The sequence below is a fragment of the Mesorhizobium wenxiniae genome (assembly GCF_002284535.1).
In the GTDB taxonomy this organism is placed as follows: domain Bacteria; phylum Pseudomonadota; class Alphaproteobacteria; order Rhizobiales; family Rhizobiaceae; genus Mesorhizobium; species Mesorhizobium wenxiniae.
Genome location: NZ_NPKH01000025.1, coordinates 114726 through 130786 on the forward strand (window position 1 = coordinate 114726; position 16061 = coordinate 130786).

14 protein-coding genes are annotated in these 16061 nt (G+C 63.6%); 7 read left to right on the forward strand and 7 right to left on the reverse strand.

What is annotated here, in order from left to right; genetic code table 11:
* Positions 1 to 223 precede the first annotated feature (223 nt).
* A complete protein-coding gene (locus CIT31_RS21495; protein ID WP_095520275.1) occupies positions 224 to 1270 on the forward strand; it encodes a LacI family transcriptional regulator in 1047 nt (348 codons plus the stop codon).
* Here CIT31_RS21495 and gndA read toward each other — a convergent pair.
* The 6 genes from gndA to CIT31_RS21525 all read right to left on the reverse strand — a co-directional run bounded on the left by gndA (position 1267) and on the right by CIT31_RS21525 (position 7388).
* A complete protein-coding gene (gene gndA, locus CIT31_RS21500; protein ID WP_280950351.1) occupies positions 1267 to 2715 on the reverse strand; it encodes an NADP-dependent phosphogluconate dehydrogenase in 1449 nt (482 codons plus the stop codon). The genes CIT31_RS21495 and gndA overlap by 4 nt on opposite strands.
* A 281-nt stretch (positions 2716 to 2996) precedes the next feature.
* Positions 2997 to 4622 (reverse strand): copper resistance CopC/CopD family protein, encoded by a 1626-nt coding sequence (locus tag CIT31_RS21505; RefSeq protein WP_095520342.1) that lies wholly within the window; start codon positions 4620 to 4622, stop codon positions 2997 to 2999.
* Positions 4623 to 4678: 56 nt separating this feature from the next.
* Positions 4679 to 5197, reverse strand: a complete 519-nt coding sequence (locus tag CIT31_RS21510; protein WP_095520277.1) for a YcnI family copper-binding membrane protein — start codon at positions 5195 to 5197, stop codon at positions 4679 to 4681.
* Positions 5198 to 5236: 39 nt separating this feature from the next.
* Positions 5237 to 5776 (reverse strand): copper chaperone PCu(A)C, encoded by a 540-nt coding sequence (locus CIT31_RS21515; protein WP_095520278.1) that lies wholly within the window; start codon positions 5774 to 5776, stop codon positions 5237 to 5239.
* 104 nt (positions 5777 to 5880) lie between these two features.
* Positions 5881 to 6237 (reverse strand): DUF2946 family protein, encoded by a 357-nt coding sequence (locus CIT31_RS21520; protein ID WP_095520279.1) that lies wholly within the window; start codon positions 6235 to 6237, stop codon positions 5881 to 5883.
* Positions 6238 to 6494: 257 nt separating this feature from the next.
* A complete protein-coding gene (locus tag CIT31_RS21525; protein WP_095520280.1) occupies positions 6495 to 7388 on the reverse strand; it encodes a GntR family transcriptional regulator in 894 nt (297 codons plus the stop codon).
* A gap of 271 nt (positions 7389 to 7659) precedes the next feature.
* Between CIT31_RS21525 and CIT31_RS21530 the strand changes: the two genes are divergently transcribed.
* From CIT31_RS21530 to CIT31_RS21555, 6 genes are all read left to right on the forward strand, one after another.
* Positions 7660 to 9165, forward strand: a complete 1506-nt coding sequence (locus tag CIT31_RS21530; RefSeq protein WP_095520281.1) for a UxaA family hydrolase — start codon at positions 7660 to 7662, stop codon at positions 9163 to 9165.
* Positions 9166 to 9226: 61 nt separating this feature from the next.
* The gene (locus CIT31_RS21535; protein WP_095520282.1) at positions 9227 to 10225 is read left to right on the forward strand and encodes an aldo/keto reductase; all 999 of its coding nucleotides are present in this window, start codon (positions 9227 to 9229) and stop codon (positions 10223 to 10225) included.
* A gap of 314 nt (positions 10226 to 10539) precedes the next feature.
* Positions 10540 to 11535 carry an ABC transporter substrate-binding protein gene (locus tag CIT31_RS21540; RefSeq protein ID WP_065009741.1) on the forward strand — a complete coding sequence of 332 codons (996 nt, stop codon included), beginning with the start codon at positions 10540 to 10542 and terminating at the stop codon, positions 11533 to 11535.
* A gap of 148 nt (positions 11536 to 11683) precedes the next feature.
* Positions 11684 to 13237 (forward strand): sugar ABC transporter ATP-binding protein, encoded by a 1554-nt coding sequence (locus CIT31_RS21545; RefSeq protein ID WP_095520283.1) that lies wholly within the window; start codon positions 11684 to 11686, stop codon positions 13235 to 13237.
* The gene (locus tag CIT31_RS21550) at positions 13234 to 14199 is read left to right on the forward strand and encodes an ABC transporter permease (protein WP_095520284.1); all 966 of its coding nucleotides are present in this window, start codon (positions 13234 to 13236) and stop codon (positions 14197 to 14199) included. The genes CIT31_RS21545 and CIT31_RS21550 overlap by 4 nt, the downstream gene beginning before the upstream one ends.
* Before the next feature lie 68 nt (positions 14200 to 14267).
* The gene (locus CIT31_RS21555; protein ID WP_095520285.1) at positions 14268 to 15284 is read left to right on the forward strand and encodes a zinc-binding alcohol dehydrogenase family protein; all 1017 of its coding nucleotides are present in this window, start codon (positions 14268 to 14270) and stop codon (positions 15282 to 15284) included.
* A 23-nt stretch (positions 15285 to 15307) separates the two neighbouring features.
* On the opposite strand, the gene phnF is transcribed toward CIT31_RS21555, so the two are convergent.
* On the reverse strand, positions 15308 to 16057 hold the full coding sequence (phnF, locus tag CIT31_RS21560; RefSeq protein ID WP_095520343.1) for a phosphonate metabolism transcriptional regulator PhnF: 750 nt from the start codon (positions 16055 to 16057) through the stop codon (positions 15308 to 15310).
* Positions 16058 to 16061 lie beyond the last annotated feature (4 nt).

A 16061-nucleotide genomic window follows, 5' to 3' on the forward strand; every position in this document is an offset into this window, starting at 1 on the left:
GTATCCTGTTGCGCGAGCACGTCATAGCCGACGTCCAGTGGCTTACGTCGAACAGAGCGTTGCTCCGTGCAAAGAACCTGCCCACCAACACCCGCGTGATGGCAAGTGACAATCTGTAACGTTTCAGTATATAGAGTGTTGATCAGGCGGAGTCGTGGGCGAGCCGCAATCCGCCGATTGCCGGCCTGCACGGCAACTGCTATGCGCCTGACGGGCGGGATGAATGGACAGACAACAGACGGAAAAGGACGACGAGGCGTCGGGACAAGGCCGGCCGACGCTGAAGACGCTTGCCTTCATGACCGGGCTGGGCGTCACCACCGTATCGCGGGCGCTGAAGGACGCGCCCGAGATCGGCGCCGAGACTAGGCGGCGCGTCCAGCTCGTCGCCAAACAGATCGGCTATCGCCCCAATCGTGCCGGTGTGCGCCTGCGGACCGGCAAGACCAACGTCATCAGTCTCGTGCTCAACACCGAGCGCGAGATCATGAGCTTTGTCTCTGATATCATCTACGGCGTCTCGGAAGTCATCGCCGACACACCTTATCACCTGATCGTCACGCCTTATTCACGCTCGCAGGATCCTCTGGACCCGATACGTTATCTGGTGGAAACCGGCTCCGCCGACGGCGTCATCATTTCGCGCACTCAGCCGAATGACCCCAGGGCCCGTTACATGCTGGAGCGTGGTATCCCCTTTGCCACGCATGGCCGCACCGATATGGGGCTGATCCACCCCTACCATGATTTCGACAACTACGCATTCGCGGCCGAGGCTGTACGCCATCTGGCCGGCATCGGCCGCCGCCGGCTGGCTCTGCTGGCGCCTCCGGTCGAGCTGACCTACCACAGTCATACGCTGAACGGCTTCACCGATGCGCTGAGCGATGTCGGCGCCAGCGAAATCCCGTTCAACACCGTTTCGATCGACCATTCAATCGAGCAGATCAGAATGAGGACCGCACAGCTGATGCGCCGCGAGGCCAGGCCCGACGGTTTCGTCAGCAGTGCCGCCGCCGCTACCCTCGCCATCGTCGCCGGCATCGAGGACGCCGGCCTCAAGCTCGGCCGGGACGTCGACGTGGTGTCCAAGCAGTCGTCCGACCTGCTCCACCTGTTCCGTAGGGAATTGCTGGTGGTCAACGAGAACTTCCGGCTGGCCGGCGCCGAGCTCGCCCGCTCAGTGTTGGGCTGGATCGGCGGCGCAGCACCTGGCTCCTTGCAGAGCCTGAGCATGCCGACCGAGGTTCTGGCCTATCGCCGCGACTAGCCTGCCGCTCCGCTCCCCCACGGGCCATGGAACGCGCCCTGCCCGTCGATACGCTCGAAGCCGTGCGCGCCGAAGAAATCGCGCTGCGCCTGGATCAGGTTCGAGGTGCCGCGGCCCTGGCGGTAGCTATCGAAATAGGCGAGCGCGGACGACAGCGCCGGCACCGGCGAGCCAGCCTCCGACGCTCTTGCCACGATGCGCCGGAGCGATGGATGCGCCTCCTGCATCATTGCGATGAAAGCCGGTGCCATCAGCAGATTGGTAGCCGCCCCACCCTTGCCGAAGGCTTCCGCTATCGTATCCAGCAATTGCGAGCGGATGATGCAGCCGGCCCGCCAGATCTTGGCGATGGTCGGCATCGGCAGGTTCCAGTTGAATTCCTTTGAGGCGCCGCTCATCACCGCGAAGCCTTGCGCATAGGCTGATATCTTGCCGGCGAACAGCGCCAGCTCGACATCGCCCAGAAGCGCGTCCTTGTCTCCGGAAATCTTGGTCACGCCGCCATTGCCATAGGCCTTTTCGGCGGCCAAGCGCTCGTCCTTGATCGATGACAGGACGCGCGCCGCCACCGCCGCCTCGATCGCGGTGGCCGGAATGCCGAGCTGCTGCGCCTCGATCACCGACCATTTGCCAGTGCCCTTCTGGCCGGCGCGGTCGAGGATGACGTCGACCACCGGCTTGCCTGTCTTCGGATCATCGGCGGCCAGCACCTTGGCGGTGATCTCGATCAGATAGGAGTTGAGCCGGCCCTTGTTCCAGCCGGCAAACATTTGTGCGATCTGCTTTGGCCCCATGCTTAAGCCGTCGCGCAAAATGCCGTAGATCTCGGCGATCATCTGCATGTCGGCATATTCGATGCCGTTATGGATGGTCTTGACGAAATGCCCGGCGCCATCGGTGCCAAGCCATGCCGCACAGGGCTCATCCCTGAACTTGGCCGAAATGGCGGTCAGCACCTTTTCGACGCGTTTCCACGACTGTTCCGTGCCGCCGACCATGATCGACGGTCCATGGCGCGCCCCCTCCTCGCCGCCGGACACGCCCATGCCGATGAAGGTGAGACCCGAATCGGAAAGCTCGGAGAAGCGCCGCATCGTGTCGCGGAAATTGGCGTTGCCGGCATCGATGACGATGTCGTTGGCCGACAGCACGCCGCGCATTGCCGCGATCTGCTCGTCGACCGGCTTGCCGGCCAGCACCATGATGATGATCGGCCGCGGCGGCCGGATGGCGGCGGCGAGTTCCTCCAGGCTGTAGCAGGGCACGACCATATCCCTGAGCGTCCCGGCATTCGCGACAAAGGCGTCGGTGCGTGCGGCGGTGCGGTTGAAAACGGCTATGCGGTGCCCCTTCTCGGCGATGTTGAGCGCCAGATTGGAGCCCATCGTGCCAAGGCCGATCAGGCCGATTTCGGCTTTGTCCATCGTTTCTTCCCTGCGTTGGATTTTTTGCCTGGCCGCGATTTGCGGCGATTATCATTCTGTCGGGATGCCATTCTTGCCGTGATGTTTGACGGGCCTTCGGGGCCGCGTCAACCGCCTCGCCGAATTGTGCTACAGTTGGGGCGTGTTGAGATTCAGGTCAGGCCGAGCCGGAGTCGAAGACGGGCGCGAAGCGACCAAACAGGTGGTTTCCGAGAACCGGAGCGGAGCGTACTTAAATACGTGAGCACCGGAAGCGCAGGATACCGCCATTTGCAGGCCGGCATCACCTGAATATCAGCACGTCACTTCGGCCTGATCTCAATCGGCGCCTCTATCTTCACCATCTCGAAGTCCGAGACGAGAATATCGAGCCGTGCCGTCCATCGGCCGGGAACCGGGACGACGAGATCGTCGACGCGCCAGCTGCCGTCGCCTGGCTTTGTCGCCGCGCGCTTGATCGGCTCGATACCGGAGTCGGGTTTTGACAGCACCAGCGTCACTTGCTCAGCGTCGAGCGGGCCGAAATCCCCGGTCATGATGACGATCGAGGCGGCGACCGGCCCAACATGACCGGGCGTGATGCTGAGGTCGGCCATCGCTTTCGCCGTGTGGATATGCACCGACGCCGGCTGCGCCGCTGCGATCGCCAGGGCGCGAGGCGGCGGCGTGAAGCGCCAGCCGGCGGCAACGCCGAAGATCGCCAGAACGATCAGCATCTCAATGCCGATCGAGCGGACCAGCTTCTTTTGTACCTCCGTCTCTCCCGCTTCCGCCGGACCGGTCAGCTTCCAGCGGTTGATGGCGGCCAGAGTGAACAGAAACAACAGCAACGCCAGCTTGACCAGCAGCAGCCGGCCATAGGCGGTCTCGAGCAAAGCTGCCGACGCCTGCACCTGGACGACAGCCAGCACGATGCCGGCGGCGGCAAGCACGGCCACGACAGGCAGGATCGCCTGGGAAAACCGGCGCAGGAAAGGCGCGGCTTCGACCGGCTTCCGCCGCATGGCGAGACCGAGCGGCGCCAGCGCCCCGGCCCAGAACGCGATTCCGGCGCCGTGCAGGAACACCATCGGCCGCGTCAGCCATTGCGGTTCGGCAGCACTTGCATGCCCGCTGGCGGCAAGGGCGGCGCCGACACCGGCCAGGCCGGCAAGGGCAAACAGCTTTGCGCCGCCGCGCGGCCCGACCAGCGACAGCAGGCCCAGCCCGAGCGCCACCAGCGCGACCAGCACCGTCCGGCCGAAGCTGGTGGCGAGCCCGGCCTTCCAGATGTCCGGCTGCGCCAGCCGGGCGAGCGGTGCACCGAGCGCGTCGAGTCCCTGCAAGCCGAGCGACAACGGCGCCGCGACGAGGCCGCACAGGATCGCGGCGATGACGATGAGCTGGCCGGCACGCCCGCCTTGCGCCAGCCAGGCGATGGCAAAGGCGCCGCCGACGCCGAGAAACAGCCCGACGTAGAGGAAGACCTTGCCGACCCAGATCGCCGACCTCAGACCCCGGTCGACAGCTTCGGACACGGCCGGCGCAGCACCAGGCGCGCCGATGGAAAACAACACCGAGCCGCCGACCGGATGGCCATCGGCGGAAATCACCCGCCAGCTCAGCACATGCGTGCCGGATCCGAGCCTGTGCGGATTATCGATGTTGACCGTCTGGGCGTTGAGCCGAAACGACGTCAGCGGAACCGGCGTCCCGTCAGGCCGCACCAAGGCCAGCACCAGCGGTGATACCGGCTCGCTGAAGGTCAGCGAGAACTGCGCGGGGCTCTGCGCCAGCACGGCGCCGTCCGTCGGCTCGGTTGTGACCAGCGCCGCGTGGGCGAAGGCCTGACCTGGCGCGGCAATGGCGGCAAACAGCACGATCGCAGCCAGCAGGCAGATCGCACGGCCGGTTGTGCAGCCCGTTCGCAGGAGGGATGCAGCACTCATGTCACGGCCACAAAAACAGCGACGCGCTCTTTCGAACAAAGCGCGCCGCCAAAAGATCATTGCTTCGGCGCAAGCTTGAGGCCGGGCGCCGGATATTCCAGCGCGTCCTCATCCTGGCCAGCCGCTGGTATCTCGATCCAGCGTTCGGCGGCGCCTTCGCATTCCTGCACCACCGGGAAGTAGAGCGTTTGGCCTGCCGGCAGATCCGCCGCCAGTGTCCCGCGGAAGACGAATTCGTCGTAGAATTCGTCCGGCAGGCTGCCGCCGCTCCAGTCGATTTGCTTGGCACCTGATGTCACCGCTTGACCATGGAGCTGGTAGGATTTCTCGTATCTGCCCTTCTTGACCTGCAGCGTCCAGCCCGGCTTCGGCATCGGCTTCACCGAAATCACCCCTTCCGGGATCTGCACGCGCACGGCGGTCGTCGCCTTGCCTTCACAGCCATGCGGGACGCGCAGGACGGCCTTGTAGGTCGAGCCGATCGCCGCCTCCTGCGTTTCCAGCGTAACGTGAGAAAAAGCGGCACTTGTCCCCAGGACGAAAAACGCGCCGGCCGAGAGAAGATAACTGTTCATGATGGTTCCTCGAGTTTGAATTGTGCGGATCTGGCCGGATCAATTGGCATGGTCGTGCATGCCGCCCATTTCGCCCATGCCTTCCACCGCGAACTCGACGGTGACGGCGCCGGCTTTCTCGAAGGTCAGCGCAGCGGAAAACGTCTCGCCTTGCTTGGGCTGGCGCTTGAGGCCGATAAACATCAGATGATAGCCGCCGGGAGCCAGCGCGACCTTGCCGCCGGCCGGGATTTCGAGGCCGCCGCTGACCGGCCGCATGGTCATGACGCCGTCCTTGACGCCCATTTCGTGCAGTTCGGTCCTGTCCGACACATCGGAGGAGATCGACAGCAGCCGATCCGGCGAACTGCCGGTGTTGGTCACGGTGAAGTAGCCGCCGGCCACTTTGGCGCCCGGTGGCGTGGCGCGCGACCAGGGATGCACGATCTCGATGTCGCCAACCCTGAACTCATGCGCGAAAACGGCCTGGGCGCTGACGAACAGCAGGGCGAGGAGGAGTACGGTGACGCCGAGTCGCTCCTCGAAGCTGCGCAGGAAGCGGCTGGTGCGGCCACGCCGCGCGCCAAAAGTGTGAGACATGATAGCTCCAGGAACTGAGAAATCGCGCCGTCGGCCGGTCGCGAACAGTTTCGATGTTGAACGAATTCGCCCGCGAAAAATTCCGCAAGGCGAACTGGGACGGATCAGGCCGTCACCGGAGGCGCGCGCGGATTCGACGGCGAGCGGTCGCGGGCAAAGTCGAGATGCCTGAACGCCGGCAGCAAAAAAGCGACGGTTTCAACGGAAAAATTGCCGGACAGCGTGGCGGCGGCAGGCGGCGGCGCGTAGACAGCGGAGGCCATGCCGCAGCCGAGCACGCAGCAGGCCGGGATGTGCTGCTGGTGCGGGTCGCCACCGGGAAGCTGGGCAGCGCCCTGCTGGGTGCAGATGACGTTGCCGAAAGCGTCGCGTTGCGAGGCGTCCGGCCCGATGCCGAAGGCGAATGCGCTGAGCATCGACTGGAGCACGAGCAAATAGGCCGCGGCGATTGCCGCCGACATGCTCCATTGTCTCCGCCGGATGTTCAAAGGCCTGCCTCCTCACGCAGCAACGGCCAGATATCTAGCATGCGGCCGGCGGTCGGAAAATCGCCAAAGTACCTCTGCGGCAACGCGGCGCTTTAATGCATGTCGCGCAAAAGCATGCCCTCGGGCCTGACCCAAGGGTGTGCAGCGGTTTTGCGATAACGACATGCATAAAACAACAACCTAAAAGCGCGTCGCATGAGGCCGGTCAATCCCACGCGCTTTTAAGCTCGCTACGGTTGCTGGCCTTCTGGAATCGACGTCAGCAGCGTGTGCCGCGCGGACTTCAGATGCTTGCGGCAGGCAGTGTCGACCTTGCCGAGGTCGCGCGATTTGAGCGCCGCTATATAGGCCAGGTGTTCCGCGACCGCCACTTCGTTGCGCTCGCGCTCCTGCGCCTTGTTCCACTGATAGTGGTAGTGGAAGATCATGGCGATGACGTCGTAGAAATCGACGATGAAGCGATTGTGCGACGCGCGGTGTATCAGCCGGTGAAAGCGCTCGTCGAGCTCCGAGAATTCGTTGAAGCGCGTGGCGATCTCGCGCGCCAGCAGGCGATGCTCGTCCTCCAGCAGGTCAAGGTCGGCCCATACCGGGCTGTCTTCCGGCAGCGCGGCGAAGGCGGCGGCCGAGCGCAGTTCGAACATCTCGCGGATTTCGGTCAGTTCCAGTGCGAAGGCGCGGGTAAAACCTTTCAGCACCCAGTGGCTGTTGCGGCGCTTCTCGATCAGCCCGAAGCGAGAAAAGCGGATCAGGAACTCGCGCACGCTGGTGGTGCCGACGCCGATCTCGCGCGCCAACTCGAGTTCGTTGATCTGCATGCCGGGCTCAGCACCGCCGGCAAGCAGCCGCCGCATGAAGGAGCGCTCGATGATCTGCGACAGCGTGTCGGTCTCTTCCTCGGGGAAAAAATCGTCCGGCCGCGGCACGCGCAAAACCGTCTTGCTGCGCTTGTTCCAGGCAATCAGCCCCGTCTCTTCCATGCGCGTAAGGATGGTGCGGATCGTCGTGCGGCTGACGCCGAGCAGCGTGCCAAGCTCGGGCTCGGACGGCAGGCTTTTCGTTTCGTCGAGCAGCCGCAAACCCCGATTGTAGGCGTCTTTGTAGACGTTGTTGCTCTTCGACATCCCCTGCCCCGTTACGCCGGCGCTTGCGGCGGCGGTTTGAAGCGCGATATGACAAATGTTCCAAACGCAAAGGCCCCCAAAAAGCGAGAATCGCTTTTCGAAAGTCAGCCCTGGTTCCAGTGTCCGATCCTCTGCACATCCATCTAGAACGCGCGGCCTGTCACGAAAAAACAATTGACGCAAAACTGTTTTTTCACGATAAAAGACATTAACTGTTAACAGGCGCGTGTCAATCCGCTTGCCGATCCCAGGAACACCCAGGAAACTGCCCGTGAACGCCGCAAACAGCATTCTTCTGTCCCCCGCCGACAATGTCGCGGTCGCCAACGGCCGCATCGAGATCGGCGCGGTACTGCCGGGCGGTGCCGTCGCCACCGCGTTGATCGAACCCGGCCACAAGGTAGCGATCAAGCCGATCGCCGCCGGCGAGGCCGTGGTCAAATACGCTCAGGCGATCGGCCGCGCCACCCAGGACATCGTACCCGGCGAGCATGTCCATTCGCACAATCTGGTCTTCGAGTCCGGGCGTTTGCCGGTGGTGCCGCCGAGCGAAGCCGTGCACGCCACCGAGGCCGACCGCGCCCGCACCTTCATGGGATACCGTCGCGCCGACGGCCGTGCCGGCACGCGCAACTTCGTCGGCATTCTCGCCAGCGTCAATTGCTCGGCCACCGTTTGCCATGCCATCGCCGACGAGGCGAACCGCACGCTCCTGCCTAGATATCCCGGCATCGACGGCTTCGTTCCGATCGTCCACGGCCAAGGCTGCGGGATGAGCGCCACCGGCGACGGCATGATGGTGCTGCACCGCACGCTGGCCGGCTACGCCCGCCATCCGAATTTCGGCGGCGTGCTGATGGTCGGGCTCGGCTGCGAGGTCAACCAGCTCACCCTCTATGGCCAGAAGGGTGTCGCTGCGGGAAAACGCCATTTCAACATCCAGGAAGCCGGCGGCTCGCGCAAATCGGTCGAGAAGGCGATGCTGGTGCTGGCCGAGATCGCCGAGGAGGTCGGCAAGCTTGAGCGTGAGCCGATCCCGGTCAGCGAGATCGTCGTCGGCCTGCAATGCGGCGGCTCGGACGGCATGTCCGGCATCACCGCCAATCCGGCGCTGGGCGCCGCCGTCGACATCCTGGCCGGTGTTGGTGGCATCGGCATCCTCTCCGAGACGACGGAAATCTACGGCGCCGAGCATCTGCTTGCCTACCGTGCGGCGACCCCGGAGATCGCAGCCAAGCTCGATGGCTATGTGAAGTGGTGGGAAGATCATGTCGCCAAGCATGGCGCCTCCATCGACAACAATCCGTCGCCCGGCAACAAGCGCGGCGGCCTGACCACCATCCTGGAGAAGTCGCTTGGCGCGGTCGCCAAGGGCGGACAGACGCCGCTCAACGGCGTCTTCGGCTATGCCGAAAAGGTCACCGGACACGGCTTGGTGTTCATGGACACGCCCGGCTACGACCCGGTTTCCGCCACCGGCCAAGTGGCAGGCGGCGCCAATGTCATCGTCTTCACCACCGGCCGCGGTTCCTGCTTCGGCTGCCGGCCGACGCCGTCGATCAAGGTCGCCAGCAACTCGACCATGTACCACACCATGGAAGAGGACATGGACGTGAATTGCGGCGTCATCGCCTCGGGCGAAAAGACCATCGCCGGCATGGGTCGCGAGATTTTCGAGCTGATCGTCGAGACGGCTTCCGGCCGCAAGACAAAGAGCGAGGAGTTCGGCTACGGCGACAACGAGTTCGTGCCCTGGCACCTCGGAGCGACCCTCTAGCCCGACGCTAACCGACAACGACAACGGACAGGCCGGAACAACGGCCGGTGGGAGGCTTTGCATGAAGAAACGCCGTGTCGGCAGCACCGCGCTGGAAATAACCGAGGTCAGCTTCGGCGGCGCGGCGGTCGGCGGCCTCTACCGAGCCTGCCCGCGCGAGACGGCGATGCAGACGCTACGGGTCGCCTGGGAAGCCGGCCTGCGCTATTTCGATACGGCGCCCTTCTACGGCTTCGGCCTCTCGGAACGCCGCTTCGGCGATTTCCTGCGCGACAAGCCGCGGGACTCCTACGTGCTGTCGACCAAGGTTGGGCGCCTGTTCCGGCCGGTGCCGGAAGACCAGATTCCGGACCATTCCTATGTCGATCCTCTGCCCTTTGCGCTCGACTACGACTATTCCTACGACGGCATCATGCGCTCGGTCGAGTTCAGCTATGCGCGGCTTGGCCTCAATCGAATCGACGTCCTGTTCGTTCACGACATCGGCGTCTATACGCATGGCGTCGAGAAAACGAAGCTGCATTTCCGCCAGTTTATGGATGGCGGGCTGAAGGCGCTGGAAGAGCTGAAGTCGTCCAGGGTCATTTGCGCCTACGGCCTTGGCGTCAACGAGGTTCAGATCTGTCTCGATGTGCTGCGCCAGGCGCCGCTCGACTGCATCCTGCTCGCCAGCCGCTACTCGCTGCTCGACCGCACCGCCGAAGCCGAATTGCTGCCGCTTTGCCGGCAACGGCAGACCTCGCTGATCATCGGCGGCGTCTTCAACTCCGGTATTTTGGCGACCGGCCCGGTGCCGGGCGCGCACTTCGACTACCTGCCGGCCAGCCCGGATATTCTCGACCGCGTCGGCGCCATGGAAAAAATCGCCGCCAAGGGCGGTTATCCGCTTGCCGCGGCGGCGTTTCAGTTCCCGCTGCACGAGCCTGTTGTCGCTTCTGTGCTGACGGGCACCGCCAAACCGACCAATCTGGCGCGAAATCTCCAACTGCTCGACATCCAGGTGCCCGATACCGAATTCGCCAAATATGATCCTTACACGGTCGTACAGAAACTCGGCTGACGCGCTGCGGCCTTCGCCCTCGGTTAAACGGGACGGCGCGATCAGGAGGCGTAACAATCGTACGCCCCTAAAAGAATAAATATTCCAACTTGACTGGTTGGTGGAATTAATATTCCATACCTTTCGGAGAGGATCTGTAGGTTTGGCATGAGATCGGTCTAGAGGGGACCGATGCGAAACACCGCTTGCGTCGACCCAACCTATGCACTATCAAAATGCGGTAAATGTTTTTTATTGATAAAGTTCTGTTTGGACAGCGCCTATCCAAACCGAGCTTCAGCAACGTTCACCGGGCGACTTAGGGAGGAAGCCTTATGAAATTCGTGACCAGCATTCTCAACCGCCGCGCATTCGTGGCGCTCGCCGCCGCCTCGATGCTTGCCGGCGTGTTGCATTCGGCGCCAGCTTCGGCGGCGGACGTAACCATTCCGATCATCGTCAAGGACACCACCTCTTTCTACTGGCAGATCGTCCTGGCCGGCGCCCGCAAGGCCGGCAAGGACCTCGGCGTCAATGTGCCGGAACTCGGCGCCCAGGCAGAGACCGACGTCAACGGCCAGATCTCGATCCTCGAGAATGCCGTCGCCGGCACCCCTGCTGCCGTCGTCATCGCGCCGACCGAAGCCAAGGCGCTCGGCAAGCCGATCGATGAGGCAGCCACCAAGGTCAAGATCATCGGCATCGACTCCGGCGCCGACTCCAAGGCCTTCACCTCGTTCCTGACCACAGACAATATCCAGGGCGGCCGCGTCGCCGCCGACGGGCTGGCGGCCGCGATCGGCGAAGCCAATGGCGGCAAAATCGAGGGCGACGTCGCCCTGATCACCGCACTTCCGGGCGCTGGTTCGCTCGAACAGCGCGCCCAGGGCTTCAAGGAGCAGCTTGCCGCCAAATATCCCGGCCTGAAGCTTGTTGCCGACAAGTACGCCGACGGCCAAGCCACTACCGGCCTCAACATCGCGACCGACCTGATAACCGCCAATCCGAACCTCAAGGGCATCTTCGCCTCCAACCTGATCATGGCGCAGGGCGTCGGTCAGGCGATCGCCGAGAACAGCCTGGCCGGCAAGGTCGGACTCGTCGGCTTCGACAGCGACGAGAAGCTGATCAAGTTCCTCAACGACGGCGTCATTTCGGCTCTCGTCGTCCAGGATCCGTACCGGATGGGCTATGACGGCATCAAGACGGCGCTCGCGGCCTCGAAAGGCGAGAAGGTCGAGGCCAATGTCGACACCGGCGCCAACCTCGTCACCAAGGCCAATATGAAGGATCCGAAGATCGACGCGCTGCTCAATCCGAAGCTCGACTGAGCACCGGCAGGTGCACCGTTTCCGGGGCCTCGTTGCCCCGGAAACACCCTGAAAGTGGTTCGAAATCAGCCGGCTTCAATACCCTTGACGATGCGACCCGGCCAGCATCGCTACGTGCCAATCGTGAGGCCAATCTGGGAGGATTGTCATGACATCAACGGCGCAGGAACTGCATCCGGCCCCAACGCTGGAACCGGGCAGGACGATCCTCGAACTCAAGGGCTTGGAGAAGCGATATCCCGGCACGCACGCGCTGAAGCCGGTTAACCTCGCCTTCAAGGCCAGCGAAATCCACGCCATTGTCGGCGAGAACGGTGCCGGCAAATCCACCCTGATCAAGCTGCTGACCGGCGTCATGCCGCGCACCTCCGGCGACGTCATCTGGGAGGGCAAGCCGGCAGCGCTGGCGACGCCGCATGAGGCGATGGCGCTGGGCATCAATGCTGTGCATCAGGAGGTCGTTCTGTGCCGCCATCTCACTGTCGCAGCCAACATGTTCCTCGGCGAGGAGGATTCCCGCTTCGGCATCCTGCAGCAGCGGGCCATGGTCAGGGAAGCGCAGAAGATCATCGACGATCTCGGCTTTGATCTGCCGGCGCATGTCGTGCTGGGTGACCTGACCATAGGCCAGCAGCAGCTGATCGCCGCCGCCCGCGCCACCGTGCGCGGCACCAAGTTCCTGATCTTCGACGAGCCGACTGCCTATCTCACCCGGAAGGAAGCCGACCAGCTGTTCACGCTGATCCGCCGGCTGAAGGGCGAAGGCGTCACCATCATCTACATCAGCCACCGCATGGAAGAGGTGTTCGAGCTCGCCGACCGCGTCTCGGTGCTGCGCGACGGCACGCTTGTCGGCACCAGGAACATCGCCGAAACCAACGACGCCGAGCTGGTCAAGATGATGATCAACCGCTCGATCGAGCAAGTCTATCACAAGGAGCATTTTACCCCGGGCGCGACGCTGCTCGAAGCCAGAAATCTCTCCGGCAAGGGCTTCGAAAATGTCTCGATGACGGTCCGTGCCGGCGAAATCGTCGGGCTCTACGGCCTGATCGGTGCCGGGCGCAGCGAGTTCGTCACCACGCTTTACGGCCGTCGTCGCAAGTCGGCCGGCCAGATCCTCTGGGAGGGCAAGGCGGTTCAGGTCAATTCCGAGCATGAGGCTATCAGGCTCGGCATGGCGCTGGCGCCGGAAAGCCGCCGCGACCAGGGCCTCTGCCTCAACCTGCCGGTCGGCCTCAATCTCAATCTGCCGATCTACAAGCGCATCTCCAGCAATCTGCTGATCTCCAGCGCACAGGAGAAGACCGAGGCGGATCGCCAGATCGCCAATCTCAGGATCAAGACACCGACGCGCAACGCGCTCGCCTCCAGCCTGTCCGGCGGCAACCAGCAGAAGATCGTCATCGGCAAGTGGCTGGCGCACGGCGCCAAGCTGTTCATCTTCGACGAGCCGACAGTCGGCGTCGATGTCGGCACCAAGGCCGAGATCTACCGCCTGTTCAGCGCGCTTTTGTCCAATGGCGCCGGCATCATCCTGATCTCGTCCTATCTGCCCGAGGTCTATGAACTGGCCGACACACTGCATGTGTTCCGGCGCGGCAAACTGGTGGCCACTCATGGTTTCCGCACTGCCGACCATGAGGAGATCCTCACCCAAGCGCTGGCCGAGAAACAAGAAAAACCGGGAGGACAGATATGAGCACCGAGGCGATCCCGGCCGAAAGGCCGAAACGCAACTACAACGCCCTGTTCGGGCTGACACTGCTGGCGCTGCTGGTATTGTTGTGGGTCATCCTGTCGGTGGCGACGCCGAGCTTCGCCTCCGCCAACAACATCTCGAATCTGCTGCGGCAAGGTTCGATGATCGCCATCCTGGCAGTCGGCCAGACCTTCGTCATCATCACCGGAGGCATCGACCTTTCCGTCGGCGCCGTCGTCGGCTTCGCCACCGTCATCGTGGCGATGTTGATCAATGCCGGCGTGCCGATTTTCCTCGCCATCCTGATCACCTTGCTGGTTGGCGTCGCCATCGGCATGTTCCATGGCTTTGGCATCGTCAGAATGGGCCTGCCGCCCTTCATCATCACGCTGGCGACGCTGACATCCTTGCGCGGCATCGGCCTCTTGATGACCAACGGCAACTCGATCTCGATCAACAACGATGCCTTCCAAATGTTTTCGCGCAGCTCGTTTCTCGGCGTCCCCAATCTGTTCTGGATGGTGATCCTCGTCGGCATCCCCGCCTACATCTTCCTGCATCACAGCCGCTGGGGCCGGTATCTGTTCTCGGTCGGCTCCAACGCCGAGGCATCGCGTCTGTCCGGTGTCAACGTCCAGCGCACCATCTACATGGCCTATACGCTGTCGGGCCTCTGTGCGGCTTTTGTCGGCGTGCTGCTTGCCTCGCGCATCGGCATCGGCAATCCGACGCAGGCCGAGGGCTGGGAGTTGCAGGCGATCGCCTCGTCGGTGATTGGCGGCACCTCGCTGTTCGGCGCCGTCGGCTCGGTGCACGGACCGCTGCTCGGCGCCTTCATCCTCGCCACCATCAACAACGGCGCCAATCTCTTGAACGTCAATGCCTTCTGGCAGCGCATCATTACCGGCGTGCTAATTATCGTCATCGTCTATTTCGACGGCCTGCGCCGCCGCGGCAAGTAGACCATATTAACAACCGCCGGCCCGGCGCTAGCGGGGCCGGCGGTTTCATGAACAGACTGGATTGAACTATGAAAGCCGTCGTCTGCCGCTCGCCCGGTGAGCTTGTTCTGGAAGACCGCCCGGCGCCAGGCACTCCGCCCTCTGGCTGGGCGCTGGTCGCGGTTAGTCATGTCGGCATCTGCGGCACCGACTATCATATCTTTGAGGGCAAGCATCCGTTCCTCGCTTATCCCCGCATCATGGGCCACGAGGTTTCCGGCACTGTGATCGAGGCCGGCGAAGGCGTCGATCTGGCCGTTGGCGAACCGGTGATCATCAATCCCTATCTCGCTTGCGGCAAATGCATCGCCTGCCGGCAAGGCAAGCCTAATTGCTGCGTCAGGATCGAGGTGCTCGGCGTCCACCGCGACGGCGCCATGTGCGAACGGATCCTGGTGCCGGCGCAGAACCTCTACCCGGCCAACGGCCTGTCGCTGGCCGACGCCGCCGCCGTCGAGTTCCTGGCGATCGGGGCGCATGCCGTTCGGCGCTCGCTGGCGCAGCCCGGCGCGCGCACGCTGGTCATCGGCGCCGGGCCGATAGGGCTCGGCACGGCGCTGTTTGCCCGCATCGCCGGTCTCGACGTGAAGCTGCTCGACATGAGTGCCGAGAGGCTGGGTTTCGCCGCAAGCGAACTCGACTTTGCCACCCTCGACGGCTCGAAGGGATCGGCAACCGATCTGGCGCGGGAGGCGACTGACGGCGAAGGCTTTGACGTGGTTTTCGACGCCACTGGCAACACCCAGTCAGTCCAGTCGGCTTTCGCCCATGTCGCGCATGGCGGAACGCTGGTCCTGGTCAGCGTCGTCAAGGACGACATCGTCTTTTCCGACCCCGAATTCCACAAGCGCGAGATGACGCTGATCGGCAGCCGCAACGCGCTGCGCGCCGACTTCGACCACGTCGCCGCCTCGATCCGCGACGGCGCGGTGCCGCTGGCAAAGCTCGTCACCCATCGCACGACGCTTGGCGACACACCGCGCGACCTCGGCCGCTGGGCGCATGAGAAATCCGGCCTGATCAAGGCGGTCATTCAGGTCGGATGAGACCGGGATAGACGCGCCCCTACCTACCGCGCCGACAATTTGAGCTCGACGCGCTCAGCCGGAAAACGCGTTTCGGCGAACTGGATTGGCTGGCCGTCCGGCGTGACATTGACCGCGACCGTGACCAGCACGATGGCGCCGGACTGCAGATCGAGATCGGCGAGATCGGCGGCATCTGCGTGGCGCGCCGACAGCACTGTCGATTGCCTGAGATAGTCACTAATGCCGAAACGCTGGAGCGAGGCGGTCACCGATCCAGTTTCCGCGATAGCGGCCTCGATGCCTTCGAAGCGTTTCGCATCGAACCAGCCGGAGGCACGCGAGACCGGCTGTCCGTCGGCCTCGCCGCGCGTCTCAAGGCGTATGACATTCGAACCCTTGGCAAGCCCCAGCCCTTCGGCGACGCGCCGGCTGGCCGGCTCGACCGCCGATTCGAGCAGCACGCTGCGGCGCTCCGTGGCCTGCCCTTGCAAGCCCTCCGAAAAACGGGTGCGGGCGCCGATCGGATAGGACAGCCGCTTGCGCGAAAGCACGAAAGTGCCGCGCCCCTGTTCGGCCCTCAGCACGCCATCCTGCACCAGTGCTGCGATGGCGCTGCGCACCGTATGGCGGTTGACGCCATAACGCTCCGCCAGTGCAATCTCCGGTGGCAGTGCGGCATTCTCGGCAAAGTCGCCGATGGCGATCGAATGCAGGATCTGGTCGGCGATCTGCCGCCACAGCGAGACGCCGCTGCGCCGCTCTATGCTGCTGGCAATCTGTTGCCCGATCATCTCT

Excerpts from the sequence above, each read along its gene's own strand:
- CIT31_RS21535 (WP_095520282.1), top strand. The coding sequence starts at position 9,227 with ATGAAGAAACGCCGTGTCGGCAGCACCGCGCTGGAAATAACCGAGGTC.
- CIT31_RS21495 (WP_095520275.1), top strand. The coding sequence starts at position 224 with ATGGACAGACAACAGACGGAAAAGGACGACGAGGCGTCGGGACAAGGC.
- CIT31_RS21540 (WP_065009741.1), top strand. The coding sequence starts at position 10,540 with ATGAAATTCGTGACCAGCATTCTCAACCGCCGCGCATTCGTGGCGCTC.
- CIT31_RS21545 (WP_095520283.1), top strand. The coding sequence starts at position 11,684 with ATGACATCAACGGCGCAGGAACTGCATCCGGCCCCAACGCTGGAACCG.
- CIT31_RS21505 (WP_095520342.1), bottom strand. The coding sequence starts at position 4,622 with ATGAGTGCTGCATCCCTCCTGCGAACGGGCTGCACAACCGGCCGTGCG.
- CIT31_RS21510 (WP_095520277.1), bottom strand. The coding sequence starts at position 5,197 with ATGAACAGTTATCTTCTCTCGGCCGGCGCGTTTTTCGTCCTGGGGACA.
- phnF (WP_095520343.1), bottom strand. The coding sequence starts at position 16,057 with ATGATCGGGCAACAGATTGCCAGCAGCATAGAGCGGCGCAGCGGCGTC.
- CIT31_RS21515 (WP_095520278.1), bottom strand. The coding sequence starts at position 5,776 with ATGTCTCACACTTTTGGCGCGCGGCGTGGCCGCACCAGCCGCTTCCTG.
- CIT31_RS21525 (WP_095520280.1), bottom strand. The coding sequence starts at position 7,388 with ATGTCGAAGAGCAACAACGTCTACAAAGACGCCTACAATCGGGGTTTG.
- CIT31_RS21550 (WP_095520284.1), top strand. The coding sequence starts at position 13,234 with ATGAGCACCGAGGCGATCCCGGCCGAAAGGCCGAAACGCAACTACAAC.
- CIT31_RS21555 (WP_095520285.1), top strand. The coding sequence starts at position 14,268 with ATGAAAGCCGTCGTCTGCCGCTCGCCCGGTGAGCTTGTTCTGGAAGAC.
- CIT31_RS21520 (WP_095520279.1), bottom strand. The coding sequence starts at position 6,237 with ATGTCGGCGGCAATCGCCGCGGCCTATTTGCTCGTGCTCCAGTCGATG.